The organism is Polynucleobacter sp. 78F-HAINBA (assembly GCF_018882325.1).
GTDB lineage: Bacteria > Pseudomonadota > Gammaproteobacteria > Burkholderiales > Burkholderiaceae > Polynucleobacter.
Genome location: NZ_JACVOQ010000005.1, coordinates 179,574 through 202,744, shown reverse-complemented (window position 1 = coordinate 202,744; position 23,171 = coordinate 179,574). Strand labels below are relative to the sequence as shown.

25 protein-coding genes and 1 tRNA gene are annotated in these 23,171 nt (G+C 44.9%); 10 read left to right on the top strand and 16 right to left on the bottom strand.

Annotation, left to right across the window (positions count from 1 at the left end):
- Positions 1-166 precede the first annotated feature (166 nt).
- The 5 genes from ICN11_RS07555 to ICN11_RS07535 form a co-directional block, all read right to left on the bottom strand.
- The gene (locus tag ICN11_RS07555) at positions 167-793 is read right to left on the bottom strand and encodes a GNA1162 family protein (protein ID WP_216229830.1); all 627 of its coding nucleotides are present in this window, start codon (positions 791-793) and stop codon (positions 167-169) included.
- Positions 790-1,155, bottom strand: a complete 366-nt coding sequence (locus ICN11_RS07550; protein WP_216863162.1) for a DUF4810 domain-containing protein — start codon at positions 1,153-1,155, stop codon at positions 790-792. Before ICN11_RS07550 ends, ICN11_RS07555 begins: the two co-directional genes overlap by 4 nt.
- Positions 1,156-1,163: 8 nt before the next feature.
- Positions 1,164-1,490, bottom strand: coding sequence for a hypothetical protein (locus tag ICN11_RS07545; RefSeq protein ID WP_216229829.1), 327 nt, complete (start codon positions 1,488-1,490; stop codon positions 1,164-1,166).
- Positions 1,487-2,458: a CsgG/HfaB family protein gene (locus tag ICN11_RS07540; RefSeq protein ID WP_216229828.1), complete on the bottom strand. Its 972-nt coding sequence runs from the start codon at positions 2,456-2,458 to the stop codon at positions 1,487-1,489. Before ICN11_RS07540 ends, ICN11_RS07545 begins: the two co-directional genes overlap by 4 nt.
- A gap of 615 nt (positions 2,459-3,073) precedes the next feature.
- Positions 3,074-4,030 (bottom strand): hypothetical protein, encoded by a 957-nt coding sequence (locus ICN11_RS07535; RefSeq protein ID WP_216229827.1) that lies wholly within the window; start codon positions 4,028-4,030, stop codon positions 3,074-3,076.
- A gap of 362 nt (positions 4,031-4,392) precedes the next feature.
- On the opposite strand from ICN11_RS07535, the gene ICN11_RS07530 reads away from it, so the two are divergent.
- Entirely contained in the window at positions 4,393-5,046 is a 654-nt protein-coding gene (locus ICN11_RS07530; RefSeq protein ID WP_216229826.1) for a recombinase family protein, read from the top strand.
- A 48-nt stretch (positions 5,047-5,094) separates the two neighbouring features.
- Here the strand turns inward: ICN11_RS07530 and ICN11_RS07525 are convergent, their stop codons facing one another.
- Positions 5,095-5,604 (bottom strand): hypothetical protein, encoded by a 510-nt coding sequence (locus tag ICN11_RS07525; RefSeq protein WP_216229825.1) that lies wholly within the window; start codon positions 5,602-5,604, stop codon positions 5,095-5,097.
- A 67-nt stretch (positions 5,605-5,671) separates the two neighbouring features.
- On the opposite strand from ICN11_RS07525, the gene ICN11_RS07520 reads away from it, so the two are divergent.
- Positions 5,672-6,142: a helix-turn-helix transcriptional regulator gene (locus tag ICN11_RS07520; protein WP_216229824.1), complete on the top strand. Its 471-nt coding sequence runs from the start codon at positions 5,672-5,674 to the stop codon at positions 6,140-6,142.
- Positions 6,143-6,164: 22 nt separating this feature from the next.
- Here the strand turns inward: ICN11_RS07520 and ICN11_RS07515 are convergent, their stop codons facing one another.
- The 3 genes from ICN11_RS07515 to ICN11_RS07505 form a co-directional block, all read right to left on the bottom strand.
- Positions 6,165-7,625, bottom strand: a complete 1,461-nt coding sequence (locus tag ICN11_RS07515; RefSeq protein ID WP_216229823.1) for a site-specific integrase — start codon at positions 7,623-7,625, stop codon at positions 6,165-6,167.
- Positions 7,626-7,716: 91 nt separating this feature from the next.
- Positions 7,717-7,793 (bottom strand) — tRNA-Met (locus ICN11_RS07510).
- Between the two features lie 55 nt (positions 7,794-7,848).
- Entirely contained in the window at positions 7,849-8,259 is a 411-nt protein-coding gene (locus tag ICN11_RS07505) for a hypothetical protein (protein ID WP_216229822.1), read from the bottom strand.
- Positions 8,260-8,305: 46 nt separating this feature from the next.
- On the opposite strand from ICN11_RS07505, the gene ICN11_RS07500 reads away from it, so the two are divergent.
- Positions 8,306-8,917 (top strand): MOSC domain-containing protein, encoded by a 612-nt coding sequence (locus tag ICN11_RS07500; RefSeq protein WP_216229821.1) that lies wholly within the window; start codon positions 8,306-8,308, stop codon positions 8,915-8,917.
- A gap of 91 nt (positions 8,918-9,008) precedes the next feature.
- Here the strand turns inward: ICN11_RS07500 and ICN11_RS07495 are convergent, their stop codons facing one another.
- Entirely contained in the window at positions 9,009-10,679 is a 1,671-nt protein-coding gene (locus tag ICN11_RS07495; protein ID WP_216229820.1) for an MFS transporter, read from the bottom strand.
- Positions 10,680-10,900: 221 nt separating this feature from the next.
- On the opposite strand from ICN11_RS07495, the gene ICN11_RS07490 reads away from it, so the two are divergent.
- On the top strand, positions 10,901-12,499 hold the full coding sequence (locus ICN11_RS07490) for a gamma-glutamyltransferase family protein (protein WP_216229819.1): 1,599 nt from the start codon (positions 10,901-10,903) through the stop codon (positions 12,497-12,499).
- Here the strand turns inward: ICN11_RS07490 and ICN11_RS07485 are convergent.
- Positions 12,486-13,115 (bottom strand): trimeric intracellular cation channel family protein, encoded by a 630-nt coding sequence (locus ICN11_RS07485; RefSeq protein ID WP_216229818.1) that lies wholly within the window; start codon positions 13,113-13,115, stop codon positions 12,486-12,488. The two genes, ICN11_RS07490 and ICN11_RS07485, sit on opposite strands and share 14 nt — an antisense overlap.
- Positions 13,116-13,196: 81 nt before the next feature.
- On the opposite strand from ICN11_RS07485, the gene maiA reads away from it, so the two are divergent.
- Complete coding sequence (gene maiA / locus ICN11_RS07480; RefSeq protein ID WP_216229817.1) at positions 13,197-13,877, top strand: maleylacetoacetate isomerase; 681 nt, start codon at positions 13,197-13,199, stop codon at positions 13,875-13,877.
- On the opposite strand, the gene ICN11_RS07475 is transcribed toward maiA, so the two are convergent.
- From ICN11_RS07475 to ICN11_RS07465, 3 genes are read right to left on the bottom strand one after another with little or no spacing between them, the layout of a single operon-like run.
- Positions 13,848-14,777: an AEC family transporter gene (locus ICN11_RS07475; RefSeq protein ID WP_216229816.1), complete on the bottom strand. Its 930-nt coding sequence runs from the start codon at positions 14,775-14,777 to the stop codon at positions 13,848-13,850. The two genes, maiA and ICN11_RS07475, sit on opposite strands and share 30 nt — an antisense overlap.
- A gap of 20 nt (positions 14,778-14,797) precedes the next feature.
- A complete protein-coding gene (locus ICN11_RS07470; RefSeq protein WP_216229815.1) occupies positions 14,798-15,322 on the bottom strand; it encodes a gamma carbonic anhydrase family protein in 525 nt (174 codons plus the stop codon).
- A gap of 35 nt (positions 15,323-15,357) precedes the next feature.
- Positions 15,358-16,560 (bottom strand): ammonium transporter, encoded by a 1,203-nt coding sequence (locus tag ICN11_RS07465; protein WP_216229814.1) that lies wholly within the window; start codon positions 16,558-16,560, stop codon positions 15,358-15,360.
- 137 nt (positions 16,561-16,697) lie between these two features.
- On the opposite strand from ICN11_RS07465, the gene ICN11_RS07460 reads away from it, so the two are divergent.
- Positions 16,698-17,060: a Rap1a/Tai family immunity protein gene (locus ICN11_RS07460; RefSeq protein ID WP_216229813.1), complete on the top strand. Its 363-nt coding sequence runs from the start codon at positions 16,698-16,700 to the stop codon at positions 17,058-17,060.
- Between the two features lie 50 nt (positions 17,061-17,110).
- Positions 17,111-17,398, top strand: a complete 288-nt coding sequence (locus ICN11_RS07455) for a glycine zipper domain-containing protein (protein WP_215333930.1) — start codon at positions 17,111-17,113, stop codon at positions 17,396-17,398.
- 102 nt (positions 17,399-17,500) lie between these two features.
- Here ICN11_RS07455 and htpG read toward each other — a convergent pair whose 3' ends face one another.
- On the bottom strand, positions 17,501-19,402 hold the full coding sequence (gene htpG, locus ICN11_RS07450) for a molecular chaperone HtpG (RefSeq protein WP_216229812.1): 1,902 nt from the start codon (positions 19,400-19,402) through the stop codon (positions 17,501-17,503).
- Positions 19,403-19,492: 90 nt separating this feature from the next.
- A complete protein-coding gene (locus ICN11_RS07445) occupies positions 19,493-19,903 on the bottom strand; it encodes a rhodanese-like domain-containing protein (protein ID WP_216229811.1) in 411 nt (136 codons plus the stop codon).
- Positions 19,904-19,984: 81 nt separating this feature from the next.
- Between ICN11_RS07445 and ICN11_RS07440 the strand changes: the two genes are divergently transcribed.
- The 3 genes from ICN11_RS07440 to ybeY are packed head-to-tail and all read left to right on the top strand — an operon-like array spanning position 19,985 to position 23,141.
- On the top strand, positions 19,985-21,247 hold the full coding sequence (locus tag ICN11_RS07440) for a putative Na+/H+ antiporter (protein WP_216229810.1): 1,263 nt from the start codon (positions 19,985-19,987) through the stop codon (positions 21,245-21,247).
- A 57-nt stretch (positions 21,248-21,304) separates the two neighbouring features.
- Entirely contained in the window at positions 21,305-22,663 is a 1,359-nt protein-coding gene (miaB, locus tag ICN11_RS07435; RefSeq protein WP_216229809.1) for a tRNA (N6-isopentenyl adenosine(37)-C2)-methylthiotransferase MiaB, read from the top strand.
- Between the two features lies 1 nt (position 22,664).
- Positions 22,665-23,141 (top strand): rRNA maturation RNase YbeY, encoded by a 477-nt coding sequence (ybeY, locus tag ICN11_RS07430; protein WP_216229808.1) that lies wholly within the window; start codon positions 22,665-22,667, stop codon positions 23,139-23,141.
- Positions 23,142-23,171: the final 30 nt, after the last annotated feature.

Sequence of the window (23,171 nt, the reverse complement as noted above, 5' to 3'; positions counted from 1 at the left end):
AGCGCTCCCACATTAAATCCTTCTGGGTGGCTGTGTAATAGATTCGAGGTCGTTGTTTCATGAGCAACACTCCTTGCGCTTACGCAGTTAGTAGTGTGTTGCATCGACGGGTTGAAATCAAGACCCATAAGAGGCATCCGCCCACAACAAATATTAATAAGAGGAATTACTTAACTGGTTTGTTGTATGGACCATCTGGCAATTGATTTGGCCCCATTAAGAAGACCTGCTGGTGTGCGGACTGAGCAAGAGGCATGTAATTTGGGGCGGCCCGTGTAATGTCTGCAGAGATAGCGGCAGCAATCAAGCCTCCTAAACCACCACCGCCACTGTTTTGAGGTGAGTAAGCCATCTTTTTGTTTTCCTCCCAAATAACAGTGCCATCTGCAGCGACCATTTTGTAATCGAATTCTACCGTTACCGTGGTTGCAATAAATGCATATTGAGCATCCCATCTGTTAATCGTCACGTACAGGATCGCATCGGCGCCAAACATCTTTGCAAGAGTCGGCACCGGCATCTTTAATATTCTGTCGCCCTCATACAAGCCTTCTTGCTCAAGGATGTACTTAGTTGTATTGACTGGGAACACATAGTAGCCCTTATTCGCGAGGGGAATTGGCAAGGTAGTCAATACATATACAGGCGCATCAACATCCAAAGTCTTATTAACGACGGGCACAACTAAAATTGATCTAGGGGCGGCAGTATTAAATGCCGACATATCTTTTTTTTGAATATTTGCACATCCAATTAGCGTCAGAGCTGATAGACCGATGATTAAATATTTCATGTTTTACTCTTTTCTAAAACTTTCTTTCTGCTATCGAGATTCTTAATCAAGGTATCCATTAAAGTTTTACTTTCAGGCCAAGCATCTCGCTCTTTTGCGTAATATTTCTTTGCTTTTTCTGCATCTCCCTCTTGAAGATATAAAGTACCAAGCTCTGCATAAAGACCAGGAGGAACAACCTGTTTTTCTTTTTCAAGAGCATCTATAGTCTCTTGCAATTTAATTTGCAAGGCCACCACTTGATTGGGGTCTTTATATGCTTCATAAAGACCCTTGTCGTACCCGTTCCAGTTATATTTGTTTTGTACGCACCCAGTTAGCAAAAGAAGGGTGAGGCCAGCAATTGCAATCGTGAGTCGCATATTGATCTCTATTGAAGTAAAAATGTTTGATTAACGCCATCGCTGGTATAAATCTTCTCATCAAGAAGTTTTTGACCATTAAAACTCACGTTGAGCATATGGGGACCAGGCAAGACTCTCATCATAGCGACACCCTCTTGATAGTCTTTTGCTTGGCCCATATCCAATCCATCAAGCACCACTCTACCGTCGAGCAACGCAGTATTTTGGGCTTTAAATGAAATACCTGGACGAAGGTCGGAGATACTTTGTTTTTCCGTCGGCCACTGCGTACAACCGGCAAGAAAAGTAAGGGCTAGAACCAATCCGGTAAGGTATTTAAGTATGGGTTTCATTTCATTGCTCCGTCATAACGAACTACCAAATCACTGATTTTTCTTCCGCCCAATGAACCGCTCACTATGGTTGCTATAGAGCCTTCATTTAACTCACCCTCGCCAAATAAGGAGATCACTCTGATTGTTGCAATATTCTGACCGGGAAGAGTAATCTCTGCGCCAGTTTGGGGAGACTTAATTTTTTCACCGGCGCTCTGAACATTAAAAACCATGCCTTCTTTTATGCCTTGGCTTTTTCCACCACCAATGAAGATTCGACCGCCTTCTGCCTTAAGGATAAAGGTTGTCCATGGCTGTTTATCAACAACAGCGCTAATTTTGGCGACAGCATCAGTAATGGCCTGACGCATTGCTGCATCATTTAAGGTGCCGTCATAGTCTGCTTTAGAGCCAAATCCAAAAGTGGAGGCAGTTTCAGTAGATGCTTCTCCTGCACCAGAGGCTGCAAAATATACTTGGCCATTTTTAGTGTCGACCAGTCTAATGTCAACCTTAGCAAAAGCAACCTGACGCTTACTTTGTGACACGAAACCAGATTCACCTACAGTTTTGCGGCCAAACTCGGTAAGAGAGCCAACGATCAACGTATCCACACCAATAATATTTAACTTACCACCGCTCATAGCGACATCATTTTTGACCCTAGCAATATCCGGTCTTTCAAAAACTAAATAGGCTCCACTTTCTGTAAGAACCTTACTCATCATGTCCGTTACTTGCTTGCCTAATGGGTCGTTATATTCATCTCTTAATAGCGAACGCCCATAAACAGTTTCATTCGTAATCCGCCCAAGAGCAATTTTTCGCTTTAGGGTTGGTGTAGAGGGTGCCTGATCTTTAACTGCCTGCTGCGCTGCTTTTTGAGATTGAAGTGATTGCGGGGCTTCTTTTTGCTCAACCGGGGGAGTTTGAATTGCACAGCCCGATAGAACAGCAAAAAATAGAACGAAGAGATATTTACCCATTACCAGATTCCGATGTATGAATTAGTTATAAGAATCCTAATAATAGCCTTAGTTGTTCCAAAAACCCAACAAACTCTATTCGGAATTACGCTTAATTAATAACATCAACTTAGAGGGCTCAAAAAGGGTATTTTTGAGAGACTCTTTGTGGCCGTATCCAGTCAATCGATTACCGTAATTTCATCCAGGTTTTCTCGACACGCTAGTATAAGGTTTCGATTTCGAATTTAGCCTCATAAATTACGTATCAAATTTCCCTTCAAAGCCAATATATATATGGCCTTAAAAGCTTTTTCACTCGTCGAAAACTATAAGACAAAAGCCCTGTTTGGTCTTATAGTTAGCTTATAGTTAGAGAATTTATTTAGCACTTTATTTCTGACCTCTCTTTGGGGCTCTTTAAGCACTCTGCAAGCTCCTCATCAACTTCCTACTATCACCCCTTACTTTCTCTTTGATCTCTTCTCCTACTCCCTCTCTCTTCTTTCTATAACCCCTTATCTCTTTATGTTGTATTAAATAAATTCGGTATGTGTAGTTATTAGAGTTTCAATAAGTTTTCTAAACACATCAAGTACTTAGCGAAATTCAATTACCGAAAAATTTGTTTTGTACTTAGCGCCCTCCCTTTAATCGATTGGTGAGATTTCTCAAGGCATCGTAGGCTTTATTGTTCAAAGGAATATCCGCCAAGGTCAAGGGAGAGTAGATCGTCCTCTTGGGCCCGCTTCTTTTCTGCTTCTTGGCTCCATACTGGCTTTTAGCGATAAAAACTATTTTCTCCAGGCAAGTTAAATCGGTCTTGGGCTTTCGAAACTTGAAATATTCGCCCTCTTCTGTAAATTGATGCGACCTCCACTCATCAAGAAACTTATGTGGCAAAGCGATGCCCTTGAGAGTGATTTCTACCCGCGCCCGTTGCTCATGAACTGGCAAAGGCATCTTTCGATCAGTTTGCTTCAAATAGAAGTGCTGCATCATCCAGCTTTGGGGGTTATCCAAATCTTCCTTGGGATCTTTGTTGCCGATATAGATGTTTTCACCAGCTCGGATCTTTCTGAGTAGTATTGCAAACGATGGAATAGCTTTGGCGCTATATTTTTCGCCCGGGGTAATGCGCTGATTTACCGAGATAGGTTTAGTTAGCCCACAGTAAAACTTTGCCACCATCATTACCAAAGCCTCTCGATCATGAAGCTTGCTATAGGTATCAAGGGCGATTTCTATACTCGTTACCTCGACAGGACCAGCCAAGGGATGATCATGAGTCAACTTCTCTAAGGCTCGATCAATCTCTTGCCAATTTTTGAGGCTATAGAATTTGATATGAAACTCTGAAGCCGCCCCACCACTGCCTTCATCAAAAGTCTCTACATAGGGGGCTTCTAGGCGATTTCGCACCGTGTAAAAGTTTGTGGGCTTTAGAGTGCGTATTTTTATTCCTATCGAATCGATTTCTGCCCGGAATCTGCAATCCCGATATTCCTCTATCGCGCTTCGTTTGCAGGGACTGGTGATACCGCACTCAATCATTGGCGCAATATGGGTCTTGTCTGTAATGTGTGCTCTCATGAAATAAGTTTAGTGAGGCAGCGACTAATTTATGGTCGATTTTGAAAATATTTTTTATATTTGCCTTTTTTAGTCAATCCGCCTCTATAAGGATTGCTCAAATTCTTAGCGAAACGAGGAAGACATTACTTTCGCCCCAAGCTATTTTTTCTAGGACTTCTCTGTAATTTCGGATGACTCCCATCCAATACTTTTTGATGTTCACAAGCGAGCCGTCCTTTGCAGGGGAAAATTACCGAATAATCTCAATCCTCGCCAAAACAACATATTCCACCCTCTCCTTGGCTTTGCCATGGGGTTCTTCTAAAGTTTGTATACATATAGGGCGAACGCCCTGGGACAGATACAAAAGGAGAAAAAGCATGAAAGAACAACAATACGTAACGTACTACCGAGTTAGCACTCAAAAACAAGGTATCTCAGGTCTTGGGTTAGATGCCCAACGTAGCTCTGTAAATGCGTATCTACTGGGAAGCTCTAAAAGCGTCATATGCGAGTACGTCGAGATTGAGACTGGAAAAGGGGCAAATGCATTAGATCGTCGCCCTCAGCTTCGTTTGGCGCTTGAGGCGTGTAAGAGGCAAGGGGCAGTACTGTTAATTGCAAAACTGGATCGACTTGCCCGAAATGTTCACTTTGTTTCAGGCTTACTGGAAACAGGTGTCGATTTCTTAGCCGTAGATATGCCCCATGCTAATAAAGTCATGATTCAGATGCATGCAGTGATGAGTGAATGGGAGCGAGATCAGATCAGCGAACGCACCAAGAAAGCATTAGCAGCAGCCAAAGCTCGAGGAGTAATTTTGGGCGCTACAGGACCAGCCAATCTCAAGCGAAATACTGAGGAGAGGCAGGAAGCTGCCAAGCGCTTTAGAGATCGTTTAAAACCTGTACTAGACGGTTTCTTAGTACAAGGTCTCACCCGTAGAGCTATGGTTGAGAAGTTAAATGATTTGGATATAAAAGCGCCAATGGGCGGAAGATGGTCTTTGGGGCAAGTGCAAAGGTTACTTTAAGCCAAGACTTACTAAAGTAAATAGCTTAGGCACTTAGCGAAACCTTAATTACCGATCGATTTCAAGCGCCAATCCCGGTTCAATCTTGCACTTTAATTTTTCCCATACTTTCGTTGGACTTGAAATCGTTACCGTATAACTAAGTGGGAGCATATATTCAAGATTTTTTCCCCCACCCTTCCTTGCATCTAAGAATATCTTTACACGTTCTTGCGTGCTTACATATCGACCACCATTAAAGTGCGCCTCAGCTTGATAGATATCAGCACTGTATTGGTCCACCATAAAAACACCATAGTTGGTAGTTGATCTCGCATAGTTCAACACGATTGACTTACAACTCTCAAATAAGCTTGCCAATACTTGAGGTGAAGCGGCATTTAACTCTGCATCAAGCCTTTCGGCTCTTTCCTCAAAAATTCTTTTACGTTCAGCGATTTCTGAGTCGCTAATTTGTTGAGTGATTGGGGTCTTCTTTTCTGACGATTTTCCACAACCCACTATCGCTAACGACATAAAAAGAGCAAATACTACTTTAAGAAACTTAATTGAGTTCATAAAATTTGCCCCTAAATGTTGTAATTAGTGCGTGGTTAATTAGTATACAGAGGCCCAGTATTGGCGGGTGAAAAACCCCAATATTCGACTATTAGTAGGTTACAGAGTCAGAACTCTGCGTCAGAGCGCAGGGATTTCACAAGAAGCCTTTGCGGACAAAGTGGGCTACTCCCGCTCCTACATGAGTCAAATAGAGCGAGGGGTAGCTAATATCACTATTGATGCTGTCCAAGTATTAGCGGATGCTTTCGGCATTAAGGTTGCAAAGCTATTTGACTTTGATAACAAAACCGCAAAACCAAGAAAGCGAATTAAAGTTCCATTCGCAAAAGATGGATCATTTTTTAGTCCCGCTAATAAAAGAAGTACATCAGGAAAATTCTCTGTAGGCGAGAAATCAAATGAAATTGCTTTTACAGAGTTTGAAGATGCCCTGCAATACCTCAAGACAATGGATGTGGCGAAATGGAGAAGACCAAATCAGAAAGGCAATTGGGGAATAGTCTCAGCCGTTAAATGGGGCTACATTGAGGCATAAGCACCTCGGATATATTCATACATCAGACTTGAGTGGCAACTTCCAACTCTACCAGCATATCAACATATTGCGTAAGGTGTTGCTCTATAACTTTTGACGATTGAGCCGGATCTAGACGGCTCTTTGTGTAAGTGCCTCCATTAACACCGCTACCTGCCACTTGACCCTGTATTGCAGATCTAATTTCCTCGCTAACTCCGTTATTTGCCAAGATTGTCGAGAAGGTGTGTCTCATGCTATGAAAAAACGTCGCCTTACTCGCTTTATCGCTAAATTTTGATCTTATTAGCCTCATTTGCTTTGAACCCCATTTAGAGACATGGTGATTCCATTTGTAATCCCCAGCCTCTCGATTTATGAGTGGGGGCCAGCATGATTCAAATGGTCGAATAAAGCCTTTTGCAATTTCAGCATTCAGATACCCAATAAAGCCCCGCTCAATGAGAGCCGAATGAATCGCAACAACCCTTTCGGTAGAAACCTTCTTTAATGACTTTTTGGAAAAGCCATCATCCTCTGGACGCTCATTTAAATCAAAGTACCAAATACCGTCCCGAGAGCTTTTCAGATCATGCTTAAGATTTATCTGGCAAATTTCCTCCAATCGCGCCCCCGTAAAAGCCATAATCAAAATAATCCAATACTTCGCTGGACATGATTCGCGGTATTGCATAGCGTGAGCAAACATAACCTTCATTTGATCCATAGAGAAACAATCTCGATCCTTGTAGGGGGCAAAAACTCTTTTTTGAGTAAGCGTTCTTGTTGTAAGCGCAGAATGACCACAGCGCACTCGGACCCAATTTAGAAAAGTGCTAGCTCCTTTAACGTACTGATTTGAGGTATTTGCATTGGGAATATCTTTTTTAGCCCATTTTGAATACTCTACAAGAGCCATTTGATCCACATCTAAAACCGCCTTTTCAGCACTGAAAAAGCTAATTAAATGGTCAATTTTTGATCTATAAGCTCGCTTGGTGCTGAGCTTTACCGCAATCTCACTCAGATAGTCCTCAGCCCCCTCCTTTAAGTTTGGGCCAGACGAAGCCTTACCTTGACCAACCAACCTCTTGGGAGCGCTTGCGGGGGCTCCTAAAATCGCCTCTAATGCAGCCTGACCCGCAACATAATCGCCCTGATTGCCAGGTTCAGTGTCAATCGTAAAAGCCTTCATCACCCTTGTTTCATCATCAAACTCACACCTCAAGCCGTAATTAAACCTAAAACCCTCTGCTTCAATTTTCTTTTCTAACATGTAATCTCCTTGTTTTAACCGTTGAAAAAACCAGTCACTTTGAACCGCCAGCCAACGCGCCCGAATCCTCGCTTCCTTAAGATCCGAAGTGCGAAGGCTGATAGTCAGCACTGACTTACTGGTTATAGCGAGATTTTGCTTGCACGATGAAAAAATGTTCCTCGGAATGCGTCTTTTGAAGAAATAAGTCGTTCCGTGACGAGATTTGCTTAAATAATTAGCAGCCATGACCTTTTGTGCCCCACCTTTGTGCAACACCTTGGTCTTTTCCTCAAGAAAAAAGCCCCTGCTTCATAGGAAACAAGGGCTTAGAGAGAAGTGGTGGCGAATCAGGGATTTGAACCCCGGACCTGCGGATTATGATTCCGTCGCTCTAACCAGCTGAGCTAATTCGCCGAACTCGTAATTGTAAATGATCAGACGCCTTCTGTCTAAACCAAAGGGGCTCGAGCTACTTAATCACAAAGACGCTCACGGCCTCATCACGGTTATAGCGGACAAAAACCTCGATTTTCTTGGCTAGGAAGAGCTTTTTCAGAACCTCATCCTTGTTTTCAAAAATAATGGCTGTCTGCTCGGGAAAGCGGGAAAAGGGGTCGCTCATCACTTCGATAGGCTGCCCATCGACCTTAATAAAGCGAATAGTCCGTTTATATAGGCGGTCAGGCTGAATAAAAATCAGGCGCTTAACGTACTTATCTAAAACCAGCTTTTGCCCTTGTTCATTGGTCTTAAAGTAGTAAACCAGTTCATCTTTACCATTGGTGGTGACATCCCGCTCCTCATCCCACTTAGCAAATGCAGTTGGGCTGGCAAGCGCACAAAGAATTGCTACCACCAATAATCTATAAAGATGCATCATTTACTTTCTTAGTTCGACCATTTCATCTTATCAGTCATCTACACCTATGCGACTTCTCTCCATATCTACCGGCAAAGTAATGCCACTGTTTGGGTCTCATCACCCAAACTACTCAACAGTAGCTTCGGCAATTAACAAGCAAGCTGTTAGCACTCTTGCCTCCCCCGCGCCCGTGGAAATCACTCGACTGGGAGCTGTAGGCGATGAGCAAGCGGATCCATCGGTACACGGCGGAATAGAGAAAGCAATTTACGTCTACCCAATAGAGCACTACGCTTTTTGGAATGAACTGCTCAGTCGAGAAACTAAAAAATCAGTTGAGCTCCCCTTGGGCGCATTCGGTGAAAACTTCACTATCGAAGGTTTACTTGAAACCGAAATATTTGTTGGGGATCAAATGCAAATTGGCGATCTTCAATTTACCGTGGTCAAGCTACGAGAGCCATGCTTTAAGTTCAATGCCAAGATGGGCTACAAAGGCGCAGCCAAAGCCATGTTGCAGTCGGGCTTTAGTGGGTGGTACCTACGCGTAAATCAAACTGGCGCACTTTCAGCAGGCGCTGAAATCCAAGTGCTGCCAGGTCAAAGAATCACATCTATCGCCGATCAAAATCTAGCCCTCTTTAATCGCGGCAATCAGAAAAATCTTTGGGATTAATCTTGTGGGTTAATCCTTGAGTTCATTCAGACAATAAAAAAACCCGACCACTTAGTGGTCGGGTTTAGTTTTTGAAACAGACTAGTAAAGCTTAGTCTTTAGCGTAGATATCTACGTCTTTAGTTTCTTTAACAAACAGTACACCGATTACCAATGTCATCGCAGCGATGATGATTGGGTACCAGAGACCGTAGTAAATGTTACCGTTTTGCGCTACCAAGGCGAAGGAGATCGTTGGCAACAAGCCACCGAACCAACCGTTACCAATGTGGTATGGCAAGGACATAGATGTGTAACGAATGCGAGTTGGGAACATCTCAACTAACATCGCTGCGATTGGACCATAAACCATAGTTACCAAAAGCACCAAGTAAACCAACAAGAGCAATACAGCTACATAGTTAATCTCAGCTGGATTTGCTTTAGCTGGGTAACCTGCAGCATTCAATGCTTCACGGATGGCCTTCTTGAACTCAGCATCTTTTGCTTTTGCATCAGCAGGTGCCAAGCCTTTTGCAGAGTAACCAGTGATTTCTGTATCACCAATCTTCACAACAGCCACACCGCCAGCAGGACCAGCAACAGTGCTATAGCTAGCAGAGTTGGAAGCCATCACTTGTTTTGCGATATCGCAAGAACTTGTGAACTTAGCTGTACCTGTTGGGTTGAACTGGAATGTACATTCATTCACATCAGCAGTAATAGTTGCTGGTGAAGCTGCCATTGCTTTTTCCAATGCTGGGTTAGCAAAGTGGGTCAAAGCATTAAATACGGAAACTGGTGTATTTGGAATGTATGTAATAACAGCCAATAACAAGCCACCCATGATGATGACCTTACGGCCGATCTTGTCTGACAAGCTACCGAATACAACGAAGAATGGTGTGCCGATTACCAATGAAGCAGCAATCAACAAGTTCGCAGTCTTAGCATCTACCTTCAACACTTGTGTGAGGTAGAACAAAGCGTAGAACTGACCTGTGTACCAAACCACCGCTTGACCTGCAACCAGACCAAACAATGCCAAGATAACAATCTTCAAGTTCTTCCATTGACCGAATGACTCTGTCAAAGGAGCTTTAGACAATTTGCCTTCATCTTTCATCTTCTTGAAAGCTGGAGATTCGTTCATTGATAAACGGATCCAAACAGAAACAGCTAACAAAGCGATAGAAACGATGAACGGAACACGCCAGCCCCAAACGTCAAAGTCTGCGCCAGTGAATTCACGTGTGAACAAAATCACTAACAAGGACAAGAACAAGCCAAGAGTAGCTGTTGTCTGAATCCAAGCTGTGTATGCACCACGACGACCGTGAGGAGCATGCTCAGCAACGTAAGTTGCAGCACCACCGTACTCACCGCCCAATGCCAAACCTTGAAGCATACGCAATGCGATCAAGATCACAGGAGCAGCAACACCGATTGTGGCGTAGTTAGGCAGAATACCTACGATGAATGTTGCACCACCCATCAATAGGATCGTCACCAAGAAGGTGTATTTACGACCGATCAAATCGCCTAAGCGACCGAATACCAAAGCGCCGAATGGGCGAACGATAAAACCGGCTGCGAACGCAAGCAATGCGAAAATGAAAGCAGAGCCTGCATCTAAGCCTGAGAAGAACTGCTTGGCGATAACGGCGGCCAATGAACCGTAAAGATAAAAGTCGTACCACTCAAAAACCGTACCTAAAGAGGAAGCAAAAATAACTTTGCGTTCTTCAGCGGTCATTGGGGCTGCTTTAGTTGATGTTGACATCAGTAGCTCCTAACTATTTTTATTGAAATAAAAAACAACTAGGCGATTATGCTTTGAAAAAATTCAAAGAAATCCACTACTTAGGGTAATTCCTCATCAAATCGGATCGGGGTTTTCCCGAGAAAACCGCAAACTAGAGGTGATAAAGCAACATTTATTAGCCTAGCGTCTAATAGAAACATCGAGCAACATCACATATTCATTATTTGGAACTAATAACCATGCAACAAAAATGGGGAATTCGAGGGATGGCAGTAGCGCCCCACTCACTCGCATCTGAATCAGCATTAGCGGTACTGCGTGAAGGCGGGAATGCCTTAGAGGCAATGATCGCTGCTGCTGCAACCATCGCCGTTGTCTATCCGCATATGAATTCCATTGGTGGCGACTCCTTTTGGGTAATTCATTCCCCCGGTAAAGCAATGGGTGGGATTGATGCCTGCGGGGCGGCGGCTGGCCTGGCAACCAAACAATGGTACGCCGAACGTGGCATTAGCTCCGCCATTCCTTTCAGAGGTGCCGTTGCAGCCAATACAGTTGCGGGCACTATTTCTGGCTGGGGTGCAGCACAACAGCTTTCAAAACAAGGTTTAGACGGAAAGCTTCCTTTATCTCGCTTACTAGCCGATGCTATTCACTATGCTGAAGCCGGCGTACCCGTGACATTTAGCCAATCGAGCCTCACTGCCAAAAAGCGTAGCGAGCTAATGGATATCCCAGGTTTTGCAGAAACATTCTTAGTGGATGGAAAGGCGCCTGAAGTGGGGAGCATCTTTAAACAAGAGCGTCTTGCAAAAACCTTGCGCCAAATTTCTCGCAAAGGAACGGAAGATTACTACCGTGGCGACTTGGCTGAGCTCATTGCACAAGAACTCACCGATATCGGCAGTCCACTCAGAATCGGAGATCTACATCGTCACCAAGCAAAACTCATTGACCCACTTGAGCTGAAACACAGTATGGGCAATGTGTACAACATGACACCGCCAACCCAGGGTGTAGTGTCCTTGATGATCATCGGCATATTGGATCAACTCAATCTCAAGCGCTTCAAAGTCGATAGCGCTGAATATGTTCACCACTGTGTTGAGGCTACCAAGCAAGCCTTCATGGTCAGGGATAAATATGTGACTGATCCCGCTTACATGAAAAGAAATGCGCAGTCTTTCTTATCCCCTGCTTTCTTAAAGAAGTTGGCAAAGAACATTGATCCTCAAAAAGCTTTGCCTTGGGGTCAAGGTAAAGGACCAGCCGATACGATTTGGATGGGCGTGATTGATGGCAATGGAAATTGCGTTTCATTCATTCAAAGTATTTATCACGAGTTTGGCGCCGGGATTGTTCTACCCAAGTCTGGCGTGAACTGGCAGAACCGAGGCTGTAGCTTCTCGCTTGATCCGAAGACACTCAATCACCTTGAGCCCTATCGCAAACCATTCCATACATTAAATCCTGCAATGGCTTTATTTAAAGATGGTCGGTCTATGGTGTACGGCACGATGGGTGGCGATGGACAACCTCAAACGCAGTGCGCAGTCTTCACTCGCACAGCAACCTATGGACTTGATCCACAAGATGCTATTAGTCGACCACGCTGGCTCTTGGGCAGAACCTGGGGGCAAACTAGCGACAGCTTAAAGCTAGAGTCACGCTTTAGCCCATGGGTGGCAAAAGAACTCTATGCCTTAGGCCATGAAATTGAAATGCTAGATGCCTTTGATGAAACTGTTGGACATGCGGGCTGCATTATTCGCGATCCATCTGGCACGCTACATGGTGGCTGGGATCCGCGGAGTGATGGTGCCGTTAGCGCGTTTTAGTAATAAATAATTTGGGTACGCGCAGATCCCAGTAAATGGCAGCTGCGCGTAATCCAAAAATAGCGAGCATACAAATCACCGACCCCTCGAGCGTGAACTCGGGAAAGAAATTCAAAATCAAAATGTAAATACAGCAACCCAAAGTCACCGGGATTGCATAAAGCTCATGTGACATGAGTAAGGTTTTTCTACCCGCCAAGATATCGCGCAACAAGCCGCCACCAATCGCAGTAACCACTCCCAAGATTACTGGTGCTACTGGCAACCCGAATCCCAAGTTCCAAGCCTTGTCAGCCCCCTGAATTCCAAATAGTGCCGCTCCCAGGCCGTCGATGTAGAGCATCCAGCGATAAATCTGGGGTTGCGTAAAAAAAGATTCGGCTACGAAAGTAACAATGCATGCACCTAGCGCAACCCAAATATAAATTTGCGCAATCGACCAAAATGCCGGTACTTCCAAAATAATGTCACGCAGAGTTCCACCACCAATGGCAGTAATCACCCCCAACACCAGCACACCAAAAAGATCCACGCCTCGATCAGCAATAGCGAGAACGCCCGTTACCGCAAATGCGATGGTGGCAATGATGCCAATCCAGAAATTAATTTGATCCATGGTGTCTAGTCTAAATCACCGCCACCAGCCAATCAATGAAGTCCTCAATATACTGAGGGGAATGCCACTAAGGAATCTTTTATGAAAACCCAGCTTTATAGTTTTTGGCGCAGCTCAGCAGCCTTTCGGGTGCGCATTGCACTGAACTTAAAAGGGCTTGATTACGAAGTGATTCCTGTGCACCTCCTAAAGAGTGGCGGCGAACAATCTTCTTTGGACTATGCCAAGAAAAATCCTAATCGCTTAGTACCTCTGTATATCGATGGTACTCACACCATTCATCAATCTCTGGCCATCATTGAATACCTCGATGAGATTCAAACAAATCCGCCACTACTACCTCAGTCTGCAATTGATCGTGCCTGGGTACGTGCAGTAGCAATGGATATTGCGATTGAAATTCACCCGCTAAATAATTTAAGAGTGTTGCGCTATCTCATGAAAACTTTAGGTGTGAGCACAGAGGCAAAAGATATTTGGAGTCAACATTGGATGACTTTAGGTTTAGAGAGTCTAGAGAGGCAATTAAGCACGGGCACGAGAGAAGGCCTCTTTGCCTACGGGGATCAACCGGGCTTAATTGATATCTGCTTGGTACCACAAATCTTTAATGCACTCAGCGCAAAGATGACTATGGAAGCTTATCCAACTGTAATGAAGATATTTAATGAGTGCATGAAGCTACCAGCGTTTATTAATGCTTCTTGGGAAAATCAAATCGATGCTGAGGGATCAAACCCCCTTGCTCCACCACAAGAATAAAGACAGCGTTAGCAAAGAACCGATTGTGGTTAAAAGCACCACTCGAGAAATTATTCTGCCATCTGCGCTGTAGTACTGCGCCAGCATAAATGGCCCCGTACCAGTGGGAAGCGCTGCCAGCATTACCACTGCACTTACCCACAACGCAGGTAAACCCAAGATTGGCCCAGCTATCAACCAGGCAACCAGAGGCTGAATAATCAATTTTGCAAAACTAATGCCCCAAGCCTCTTGCGGCACTGACTTTTCCTTTTGCATCAAAAAAAGTCCAATAGAAACTAATGCGCAAGGAGTTGCAGCTGCAGCCAAGAAAGAAATGATTTGTGCTAATGGATCATACAAAACCAAATCCGTAGATGCCCATAACAAGCCTGCCACAGGCGCAACTAGCAATGGATTGGTGCACAGTGACTTCAACACGTTCCAAATAATTTCATGAGATTTTTTGTGAGACTGCATGCCAACCTCAATCAGAATAGTTGCTATAGCGAACATCACAAATACAATAAAAGTAGAAATGATTGCTGGCGCAAAACCATCCTGACCGAGCGCTAGAACACAGAGCGGAATACCCATATATCCCGTATTGGAGTAAGACGCACTCAAGCCCGAAAAACTTGCAGCCACTAAATCTCGATTGCGCAACCAACTAACTACCAACACAAGAATAAATACTGCCAAGCAACTCAGAAAAAAAGCGGCAATAAAGCCTGGCTGCCAAAGTGTTTGCCAACTACTACTAGAGGCAAATTGAAATAACTGCGTAGGTAAGGCGAGCCACACTACAAAGCGATTTAATTCTATAGATGCGCTTTCGCCTAACTTCCCCGATCTTCCGCAAACATAGCCAATGAGAATCAGCGCGAATACTGGAAAGACAACATTGAAGACGTAGAACAATTTAGGGGCGCTTTTTTAGATCAAGCAATTTTCTTCAGAGTCTGCTGGTAGCGCTGTGCATTTTTGACATAGCGACCGGCAATATCTTCAATGCCAGCAATCTGCTCTGGGCTTAGCGTCTTCACTGCCTTGGCAGGTGAACCCAAAATCATGGATCCATCTGGAAATTCTTTACCCTCGGTAACTAATGCGCCAGCACCTACTAAACAGTTCTTGCCGATTTTGGCGCCATTCAAAATTACAGCGCCAATACCAATCAAGCTGCCATCGCCGACATGACAACCATGCAGCATGACTTGGTGACCAACGGTGACATTCTTGCCAATGATGAGTGGGTAGCCAGGGTCTGTGTGCAAAATTGAAGCGTCTTGCACATTACTGCCCTCGCCAATTTGAATCAGATCGTTATCGCCACGGATAACTACCTTGGGCCATACGCTCGCATTTTTATGTAGCTCGACCCTGCCGATAACTTCTGCGCTATCGGCAACCCAGGCACCCTCATCTAAGCGGGGCGCATTTCCATCTAGTTCAAATATAGCCATGACCCATTATAGGTAATGGCTATATTTAATAAAGCCTACCAGTTAGGCTCACGATCAGGAGTAGAGGAAATCCGGTGAATACTCAAATCAGCACCTTCAAACTCTTCCTCTTGTGACATGCGGATACCTAAAACAGCCTTAAGCAATCCATAGACCACAAAGCCACTAACAAGCGCGATAGCAACTCCCAAGCCACTTCCAATTAACTGACCCAAGAAAGTTACGCCACCAATACCGCCGAGCGCCTTGGTACCAAAGATACCCGCAGCCAGTCCACCCCATAAACCGCATAGACCATGCAAAGGCCACACACCCAATACATCATCAATCTTCCAGCGGTTTTGCACCAAGGTAAACATATACACAAAGAGAGCGCCAGCAATTAAGCCAACCGCTAAGGCGCCCATAGGGTGCATTAAATCTGACCCCGCACAAACCGCAACCAAGCCAGCTAAAGGGCCGTTATAGGTAAAGCCCGGATCGTTGCGACCGATGACCCAGGCAGCCAAAGTGCCGCCAACCATCGCCATCAAAGAATTCATCGCCACCAAGCCGCTGACCTTATCGATAGTCTGCGCACTCATGACGTTAAATCCAAACCAACCTACCGCCAAAATCCAAGCACCCAACGCCAAGAACGGAATGCTTGATGGTGGATGAGCGGCAACGTTGCCATCTTTCGTATAGCGACCACGACGCGCACCCAAAAGAATGACTGCAGGCAATGCGATCCAACCACCAACCGCGTGCACTACAACGGATCCCGCGAAGTCATGAAACTCTTCACCAGTAAGCGATTTGATCCATGCTTGGATACCGTAATGCTGATTCCAGGCAATACCCTCGAAGAAGGGGTAGATGAAGCCGACCAGAATAAAAGTAGCAATTAACTGAGGGTTGAATTTGGCGCGCTCAGCAATACCACCAGAGATGATGGCCGGAATAGCAGCAGCAAAAGTCAGCAAGAAAAAGAATTTGACCAACTCATAGCCATTTTTCTCGGCTAATAGCTCAGCGCCAGAGAAAAAATCGACGCCGTAGGCAATGCTGTAGCCAATAAAGAAATAAGCGATAGTTGACACTGCAAAGTCGACCAAAATTTTGACCAAAGCGTTGACTTGGTTCTTTTTGCGAACAGTGCCAAGCTCTAAAAATGCAAACCCCGCATGCATTGCTAGAACCATGATGGCGCCGAGCAAAATAAATAAGGCGTCGCTGCCTGATTTCAAAGTTTCCACTGAAATACCCCCTATGTTTTTTGCATCATTATGGGGAATGCAAAGACCGAATTTGGGCATAAATGCACTCATTTAGTGCAATTTAATGCGCTTGATATGGTTTATCATCAAATTTACATACACCCAAGGGAGAACCCATGAAAAAAGTTTTAGTTCTATTGGCCGCTTTAGGCGCATTTTCTGGCTTAGTACAGGCACAAGAGAAAGTTCAAGTACTCAGCACGCAAGAGCTTGTAAATGTCTGTAAATTTCCCTCAAGCCCAGAATCCCGTAGCTTTTGTGTAGGCTACACAACAGCTATTTACGATACTTATTTAGCTACACGCCATCCACAGCGCGCTAAGCCTTACATTTGTGTCAAGCAACCAGCGCCGTCACGTGATGAAGTGATTGCTGAGTTTGTAAAGTTTGGCCAATCTAATCAACAGACTGCTGACAAACCAGCAGCAGGTGTTTTCTTGGGCTTCTTGGCAGCACGCTTTCCTTGCGCCAGAAAATAATCAAAGACACTTAGCCAATTCAATATTTAAAGACAAAAGGAACAGTTGATATGAAAAAAATTATCGCTATTACCGCTGCAACCCTAGCAATCGCAGGTTGCTCCAACATGAGCAATACAGAACAGCGCACTTTATCTGGTGCCGGTATCGGCGCAGCCGCTGGTGCAGTTGGCACAGCCATTTTCCACGGCAACCCAATCTGGGGTGCAGTTGGTGGCGCAGCAGTTGGTGCAGCATCTGGTTATGTATACGACGCTTACAAAAAAGAGCAGGCTTCTGAGTACAACTCTGGTTACAACGCTGGAAAAAATAACCAACCAGCTAAAGCTCCTCAGTAATTTCTGGATAGCTTTATAAACTAGACTTAGTTCTAGTTACAGCAAAACAAAAACCCCGACTTGCATAACACAGGTCGGGGTTTTCTTTTAGGCTCTGAAAGATTAAGAAAGCAAAAGCTGATTAATGCGCTTCACATAAGCAGCTGGATCATTCAATTGACCACCCTCAGCCAAGAGGGCTTGATCAAATAAGACTTGAGCCCACTCATTAAAATGCTGATCGTCTGACTTCAATTTTTGCAGCAAAGGGTGCTCGGGATTGATTTCCAAGATAGGCTTGGTATCAGGCGCTTGTTGACCCGCAGCCTTGAGCATGCGCAATAAATTTCCAGAGAGCTCATTCTCATCGGAAACCAAACATGCCGGGGAATCCGTCAAGCGGAAGGTCACGCGCACCTCTTTAACCTTATCCTCTAGTGCCGTTTTCATGCGATCGAGCAAATCCTTGAAATTCTTCTCAGTTTCTTCATGCTCTTTCTTTTCTTTCTCATCACTGAGATTGCCAAGATCAAGTCCGCCCTTTGCCACCGAGGTCATATGCTTGCCATCAAACTCGGTAAAGAAGGAGAGCATCCACTCATCCACTCGATCTGACAGTAATAAGACTTCAACACCCTTCTTACGGAAGATTTCTAAATGCGGGCTATTTTTAGCGGCATTAAAAGTATCGCCAGTCACGTAGTAAATCTTATCCTGACCTTCTTTCATGCGAGAAACATATTCAGCCAAGGAAGCGGTTTGATCCGCAGAGTCAGTGTGCGTACTTGCAAAACGCAAGAGCTTTAAGATGCGCTCTTGATTTGCCTGATCCTCGCCAACACCCTCTTTAAGCACCTGCCCAAACTGAGTCCAGAAGGTGCGGTATTTTTCTTTTTTGGCCTCATCATCACTATTCGCCAGCTCCTCCAACATGCTCAGCACACGCTTAGTAGAGCTTTCACGGATGATTTTGACATCGCGTGATTCCTGCAGGATTTCACGGGAGACGTTTAGAGGTAGATCCGTTGAATCAATCACGCCAGTAACAAAACGCAAATACATTGGCATTAATTGCTCGGCATCATCCATGATGAATACCCGCTTCACATACAACTTGATGCCACCCCGCTTATTGCGATCCCATAAATCAAATGGTGCACGTGCCGGCACATATAACAGTTGCGTAAACTCACTACGACCCTCAACTCGATTTAGCGAGTAGCAAAGAGGATTTTCATAGTCATGTGACAAGTGTTTATAAAACTCGTCGTACTGCTCTTCAGTGATTTCAGACTTAGAGCGAGCCCACAAAGCGCTCGACTGATTAATACTCTCGAGCTCATCTTTGATGGCTTGCTCTTTTTTATCCGCATCCCACTCTTCTTTATTCATCTGAATAGGTAAAGAAATGTGGTCAGAATATTTGCGAATAATTGATTTGAGTTTGTGGGTTGAGAGGAAATCATCCTCACCTTCGCGAAGATGCATCGTGATCGAAGTCCCGCGCTGTGGACGATCAATACTTTCCACCGTAAATTCGCCAGAGCCATCAGACTCCCAACGCACGCCATCTGTCGCTGGCAGGCCAGCTCGGCGGGTCTCAACGGTAATACGGTCAGCTACGATAAAGGCTGAATAAAAGCCTACGCCAAACTGGCCAATCAATGCGGCGTCTTTTTGTTGATCGCCGGATAGTTTGGAGAAAAATTCTTTTGTACCAGAGCGAGCGATAGTTCCTAGGTTGGAAATCACTTCTTCACGACTCATACCAATGCCATTATCGGAAATAGTGACGGTTCTCGCATCCTTATCAAAACTGACTTTGATCTTCAGATCAGGATCATCGCCATACCAATCAGGATGCTCGATTCCCTCAAAACGGAGTTTGTCTGAAGCATCAGACGCATTAGAGATCAACTCACGGAGAAAGATTTCCTTGTTGGAATACAAGGAATGAATCATCAGTTGTAAAAGTTGCTTTACCTCGGCTTGAAAGCCTAATGTTTCCTTACTGGCTACAGACATGCGTATTCCCTCTTCCCTCTTAATGAATGAACATAACCCCCAGTAATTGGGGGCTATTTAATGTATTTCAAGATCTATGTAGTCTGAAATTTATCCAGGGTGTGGCTTTGAATGCTTCTCCGCTACGGGCAATTCAGCCTTTTTCCAAGCACTAAAGCCGCCCTCTAGATGACAAATCCCCGGAACCCCCATCTTTTGTAGGGTTTCTGTTGCTAGAGCGGAGCGCCAAGCGGATGCGCAATAGAGCACTAAACGCTTACCCTCTCCGAAAACCGGCTTGTAATAAGGGCTATCTGGATCAACCCAAAACTCCAGCATGCCACGAGGCGCATGAATTGCATTGGGAATCATGCCATCACGCTCCAACTCCCTCACATCCCGAATATCCACGAAAATCGTGTTTTCATCATCTAGGAGTTTTTGCGCTTGCTCCAATGGAACGGTCTCAATTTGCGCCATCGCATTTGCAATTAACTCTTGATAGCCTAATTTCAATTTCATCAAAATCTCCTAAATTACTAACACTTCTACCAAATTAGCTTTATGCCTATTCTGGCAGGCTTGTCCTGATAATATGTCTGCATGAACTTTACCCCTACAGAGCTTGGTGCAAGTATTATTTTTGCCATAGCAGTGCTGCATACTTTTTGCACTGCGTATTTTGAAACGCTTGCTAAAAAATCTCCGAGACATGCTGGTTTGTGGCACCTACTGGGTGAGGTAGAAATCGTCTTTGGATTTTGGGCGGCAATACTGATTATTTTTATGTGGCTTGCCAATGATCTCGCCACAGCAAAAGAGTACGCGAACAAGCGCAACTTCACAGAACCGCTATTTGTTTTTGCCATTATGGTTGTAGCGGGTAGCAAACCTATTTTGCATTTCGCTATGCAAATTCTTCACAAGCTGGGCCAAGGATTGCAATTGGTATTGCGCACTAAGCAAGCTCCAACACTGTATTTCCTAACCCTCAGCATCACCCCCTTGCTAGGCTCACTCATTACTGAGCCTGCAGCAATGACACTGGCGGCATTCTTATTGCGAGACCTGGTCTATCGCCATAAATGCTCCACCCCACTTTTGTTTGGCACCCTAGGTGTGTTGTTCGTCAACATCTCGATTGGTGGCACGCTAACTAATTTCGCTGCACCACCGGTGCTGATGGTGGCCTCAACCTGGGGTTGGGATAGCGCATTCATGTTTGCCAACTTTGGGCATGAAGCAACTATTGCTATTTTTATTAATGCAACGATTGCAACGCTGCTCTTTCATAAGCAACTCATTGAACCTACAAGCAAATCTGATCAGGTTCGCATTCCGCTAGCTATTACAGCAATTCATTTACTCTTTTTATTGGGCATTGTGGCCTTCGCGCACGACCCAGTGATCTTCATGTGGCTCTTGCTATTTTTCATTGGCTATACAACTGCTTACCCAAAACATCAAAGCCCACTCATTTTGCGCGAAGCTTTGCTAGTGGGATTCTTCTTAGCTGGACTCGTAGTGCTAGGCGGACTGCAAGGCTGGTGGCTACAACCAATCCTCGAAACCATGAGCCCTACTGCAGTTTTCTATGGCAGTCTGGCCCTAACAGCAATTACCGACAATGCGGCGCTCACGTATCTGGGATCACTAGTACAAGGCACTTCACCAGAATTTAAGCTGGCTTTAGTGGGTGGAGCAGTGGCAGGCGGCGGTTTAACCGTGATTGCCAATGCCCCCAACCCCGCTGGACTAGCTATTTTGCGCAGCTACTTCCCCAATGCAGCAGTTTCTGCAGGATTGCTGTTTTTAGCCGCTATTCCACCCACCATTGTTGCGATTCTGGCTCTACGTCTGCTCTAAACGCCTTATCCCGTAAAATCTGAGCTTCGCCCCCAGCTATAAACCTGAGAACGGCATATGAAAAAGCTCTATATCAAAACCTTTGGCTGTCAAATGAACGAGTACGACTCGGGCAAGATGGCCGACCTCTTACATGCCGATGAAGGCATGGTCATGACTGACACCCCCGAAGATGCAGATGTGGTTCTGTTGAACACCTGCTCTATTCGTGAAAAGGCAGAAGACAAGGTGTTCTCTGACTTAGGTCGCTTACGCGAGCTTAAGAAAACCAAACCCAATTTATTGATTGGCGTGGGTGGCTGCGTTGCCAGCCAAGAGGGTCAACAAATTATCAGTAGAGCACCGTATGTCGATGTTGTCTTCGGACCGCAAACCTTACATCGCCTATCTGACCTCATTGCACAACGTCGCGAGACCGGCCGATCTCAGGTAGACATCTCTTTTCCAGAAATTGAAAAGTTTGATCACCTCCCTGCCTCTCGTCAAACTCGAGGCTCTGCTTACGTCTCCATCATGGAAGGCTGCTCAAAGTACTGCAGCTACTGCGTAGTTCCTTACACTCGGGGCGAAGAAGTGTCGCGCCCTTTTGATGATGTTTTGACCGAAGTGGCTGGTCTTGCAGCTCAAGGCGTCAAAGAAATTGTCTTGCTTGGTCAGAATGTGAATGCTTACCTTGGCAAGATGGGTGATACAGAAGAGATCGCAGACTTTGCTTTGCTCATCGAATACATCGCCGAAATCCCCGGTGTAGAAAGAATTCGCTTTACTACTAGTCACCCAAAAGAATTTACCCAGCGCTTAATTGATGTCTATGCAAAAGTTCCTAAGCTAGTAAGTCATTTGCATTTGCCAGTGCAGCATGCATCAGACTCTGTTTTATCCGCAATGAAACGCGGCTATACCGCCCTAGAATACAAAAGCATTATCCGTAAGATGCGTGCTGTGAGACCCGATCTGACGCTGTCTAGTGACTTTATTGTTGGGTTTCCGGGCGAGACCGCTGAAGACTTTGCAAAGTTACTCAAGATGGTTGAAGAGCTCAATTTTGATAACAGCTTTTGCTTTATCTTCAGCGCACGGCCTGGCACTCCCGCGGCGAATCTGAGTGATGACACTCCTTATGAGGTCAAACTCAAGCGCCTGCAAACACTGCTTGCTCTAGTGGAATCACAAGCAAATCAGATTAGCAAAAATATGCTGGGCAATACCGAGCGAGTACTTGTTGAAGGGCTTGCAAAGGATGGCGTGAACTTACAAGGTCGCGCCGCCAACAATCGCGTAATTCACTTTACTGCGCCAGATCACGATATTGAATTACTCATCGGCCAAATGGTAGATATCCGCATTACCGAAGTACTGAACTACACCCTTCGAGGTGATCTGATTAGTGAATCCACCCTCACTCATGCCCATTAAGATGACAACTAAGCAAGCACCCCCCTCTAAATTAGAGATCGATATTCAATTTGCTAGCGCCGCTATTGAAGATAAAGTTCTTGCGATTGCATCTTTAGGAGTAATTAAAAAATGGGTGAAATCAGCAGTTCAATTGAACGGGCTCATCACTCTGCGCTTTGTTAATGCGGCTGAAGGTAAAAAACTGAACTTTGCTTTTCGCAGTAAAGACTATGCGACTAATGTGCTCACCTTCCCATACGAACTCAGCAAAAAAACTTTAGCTGCCGATATTATTTTTTGTCTTCCTGTAATTCAAAAAGAGGCATTCGACCAAAGCAAAGCTGTTAAGGCCCATTTGGCTCACCTGATTATTCATGGCTGCCTGCATGCTCAAGGCCTTGACCATGAGAACGATAAAGATGCAAAAAAGATGGAAGGCAAGGAAATCATCCTCCTGAAATCTTTAGGATTTGCCAATCCCTACGCACCTATTTAAAGCATCTTTACGACTTCCTTCATTGAATTT

Coding starts and splice junctions, on each gene's coding strand:
- ICN11_RS07485 (WP_216229818.1), bottom strand. CDS start 13,115: ATGGATCAAATTAATTTCTGGATTGGCATCATTGCCACCATCGCATTT.
- miaB (WP_216229809.1), top strand. CDS start 21,305: ATGAAAAAGCTCTATATCAAAACCTTTGGCTGTCAAATGAACGAGTAC.
- ICN11_RS07455 (WP_215333930.1), top strand. CDS start 17,111: ATGAAAAAAATTATCGCTATTACCGCTGCAACCCTAGCAATCGCAGGT.
- ICN11_RS07500 (WP_216229821.1), top strand. CDS start 8,306: ATGCGACTTCTCTCCATATCTACCGGCAAAGTAATGCCACTGTTTGGG.
- ICN11_RS07525 (WP_216229825.1), bottom strand. CDS start 5,604: ATGAACTCAATTAAGTTTCTTAAAGTAGTATTTGCTCTTTTTATGTCG.
- ICN11_RS07495 (WP_216229820.1), bottom strand. CDS start 10,679: ATGTCAACATCAACTAAAGCAGCCCCAATGACCGCTGAAGAACGCAAA.
- maiA (WP_216229817.1), top strand. CDS start 13,197: ATGAAAACCCAGCTTTATAGTTTTTGGCGCAGCTCAGCAGCCTTTCGG.
- ICN11_RS07515 (WP_216229823.1), bottom strand. CDS start 7,625: ATGGCTGCTAATTATTTAAGCAAATCTCGTCACGGAACGACTTATTTC.
- ICN11_RS07535 (WP_216229827.1), bottom strand. CDS start 4,030: ATGAGAGCACACATTACAGACAAGACCCATATTGCGCCAATGATTGAG.
- ICN11_RS07530 (WP_216229826.1), top strand. CDS start 4,393: ATGAAAGAACAACAATACGTAACGTACTACCGAGTTAGCACTCAAAAA.
- ICN11_RS07470 (WP_216229815.1), bottom strand. CDS start 15,322: ATGGCTATATTTGAACTAGATGGAAATGCGCCCCGCTTAGATGAGGGT.
- ICN11_RS07545 (WP_216229829.1), bottom strand. CDS start 1,490: ATGAAACCCATACTTAAATACCTTACCGGATTGGTTCTAGCCCTTACT.
- ICN11_RS07460 (WP_216229813.1), top strand. CDS start 16,698: ATGAAAAAAGTTTTAGTTCTATTGGCCGCTTTAGGCGCATTTTCTGGC.
- ICN11_RS07445 (WP_216229811.1), bottom strand. CDS start 19,903: ATGAAATTGAAATTAGGCTATCAAGAGTTAATTGCAAATGCGATGGCG.
- ICN11_RS07540 (WP_216229828.1), bottom strand. CDS start 2,458: ATGGGTAAATATCTCTTCGTTCTATTTTTTGCTGTTCTATCGGGCTGT.
- htpG (WP_216229812.1), bottom strand. CDS start 19,402: ATGTCTGTAGCCAGTAAGGAAACATTAGGCTTTCAAGCCGAGGTAAAG.
- ICN11_RS07440 (WP_216229810.1), top strand. CDS start 19,985: ATGAACTTTACCCCTACAGAGCTTGGTGCAAGTATTATTTTTGCCATA.
- ICN11_RS07490 (WP_216229819.1), top strand. CDS start 10,901: ATGCAACAAAAATGGGGAATTCGAGGGATGGCAGTAGCGCCCCACTCA.
- ICN11_RS07555 (WP_216229830.1), bottom strand. CDS start 793: ATGAAATATTTAATCATCGGTCTATCAGCTCTGACGCTAATTGGATGT.
- ICN11_RS07505 (WP_216229822.1), bottom strand. CDS start 8,259: ATGATGCATCTTTATAGATTATTGGTGGTAGCAATTCTTTGTGCGCTT.
- ybeY (WP_216229808.1), top strand. CDS start 22,665: ATGACAACTAAGCAAGCACCCCCCTCTAAATTAGAGATCGATATTCAA.
- ICN11_RS07550 (WP_216863162.1), bottom strand. CDS start 1,155: ATGCGACTCACGATTGCAATTGCTGGCCTCACCCTTCTTTTGCTAACT.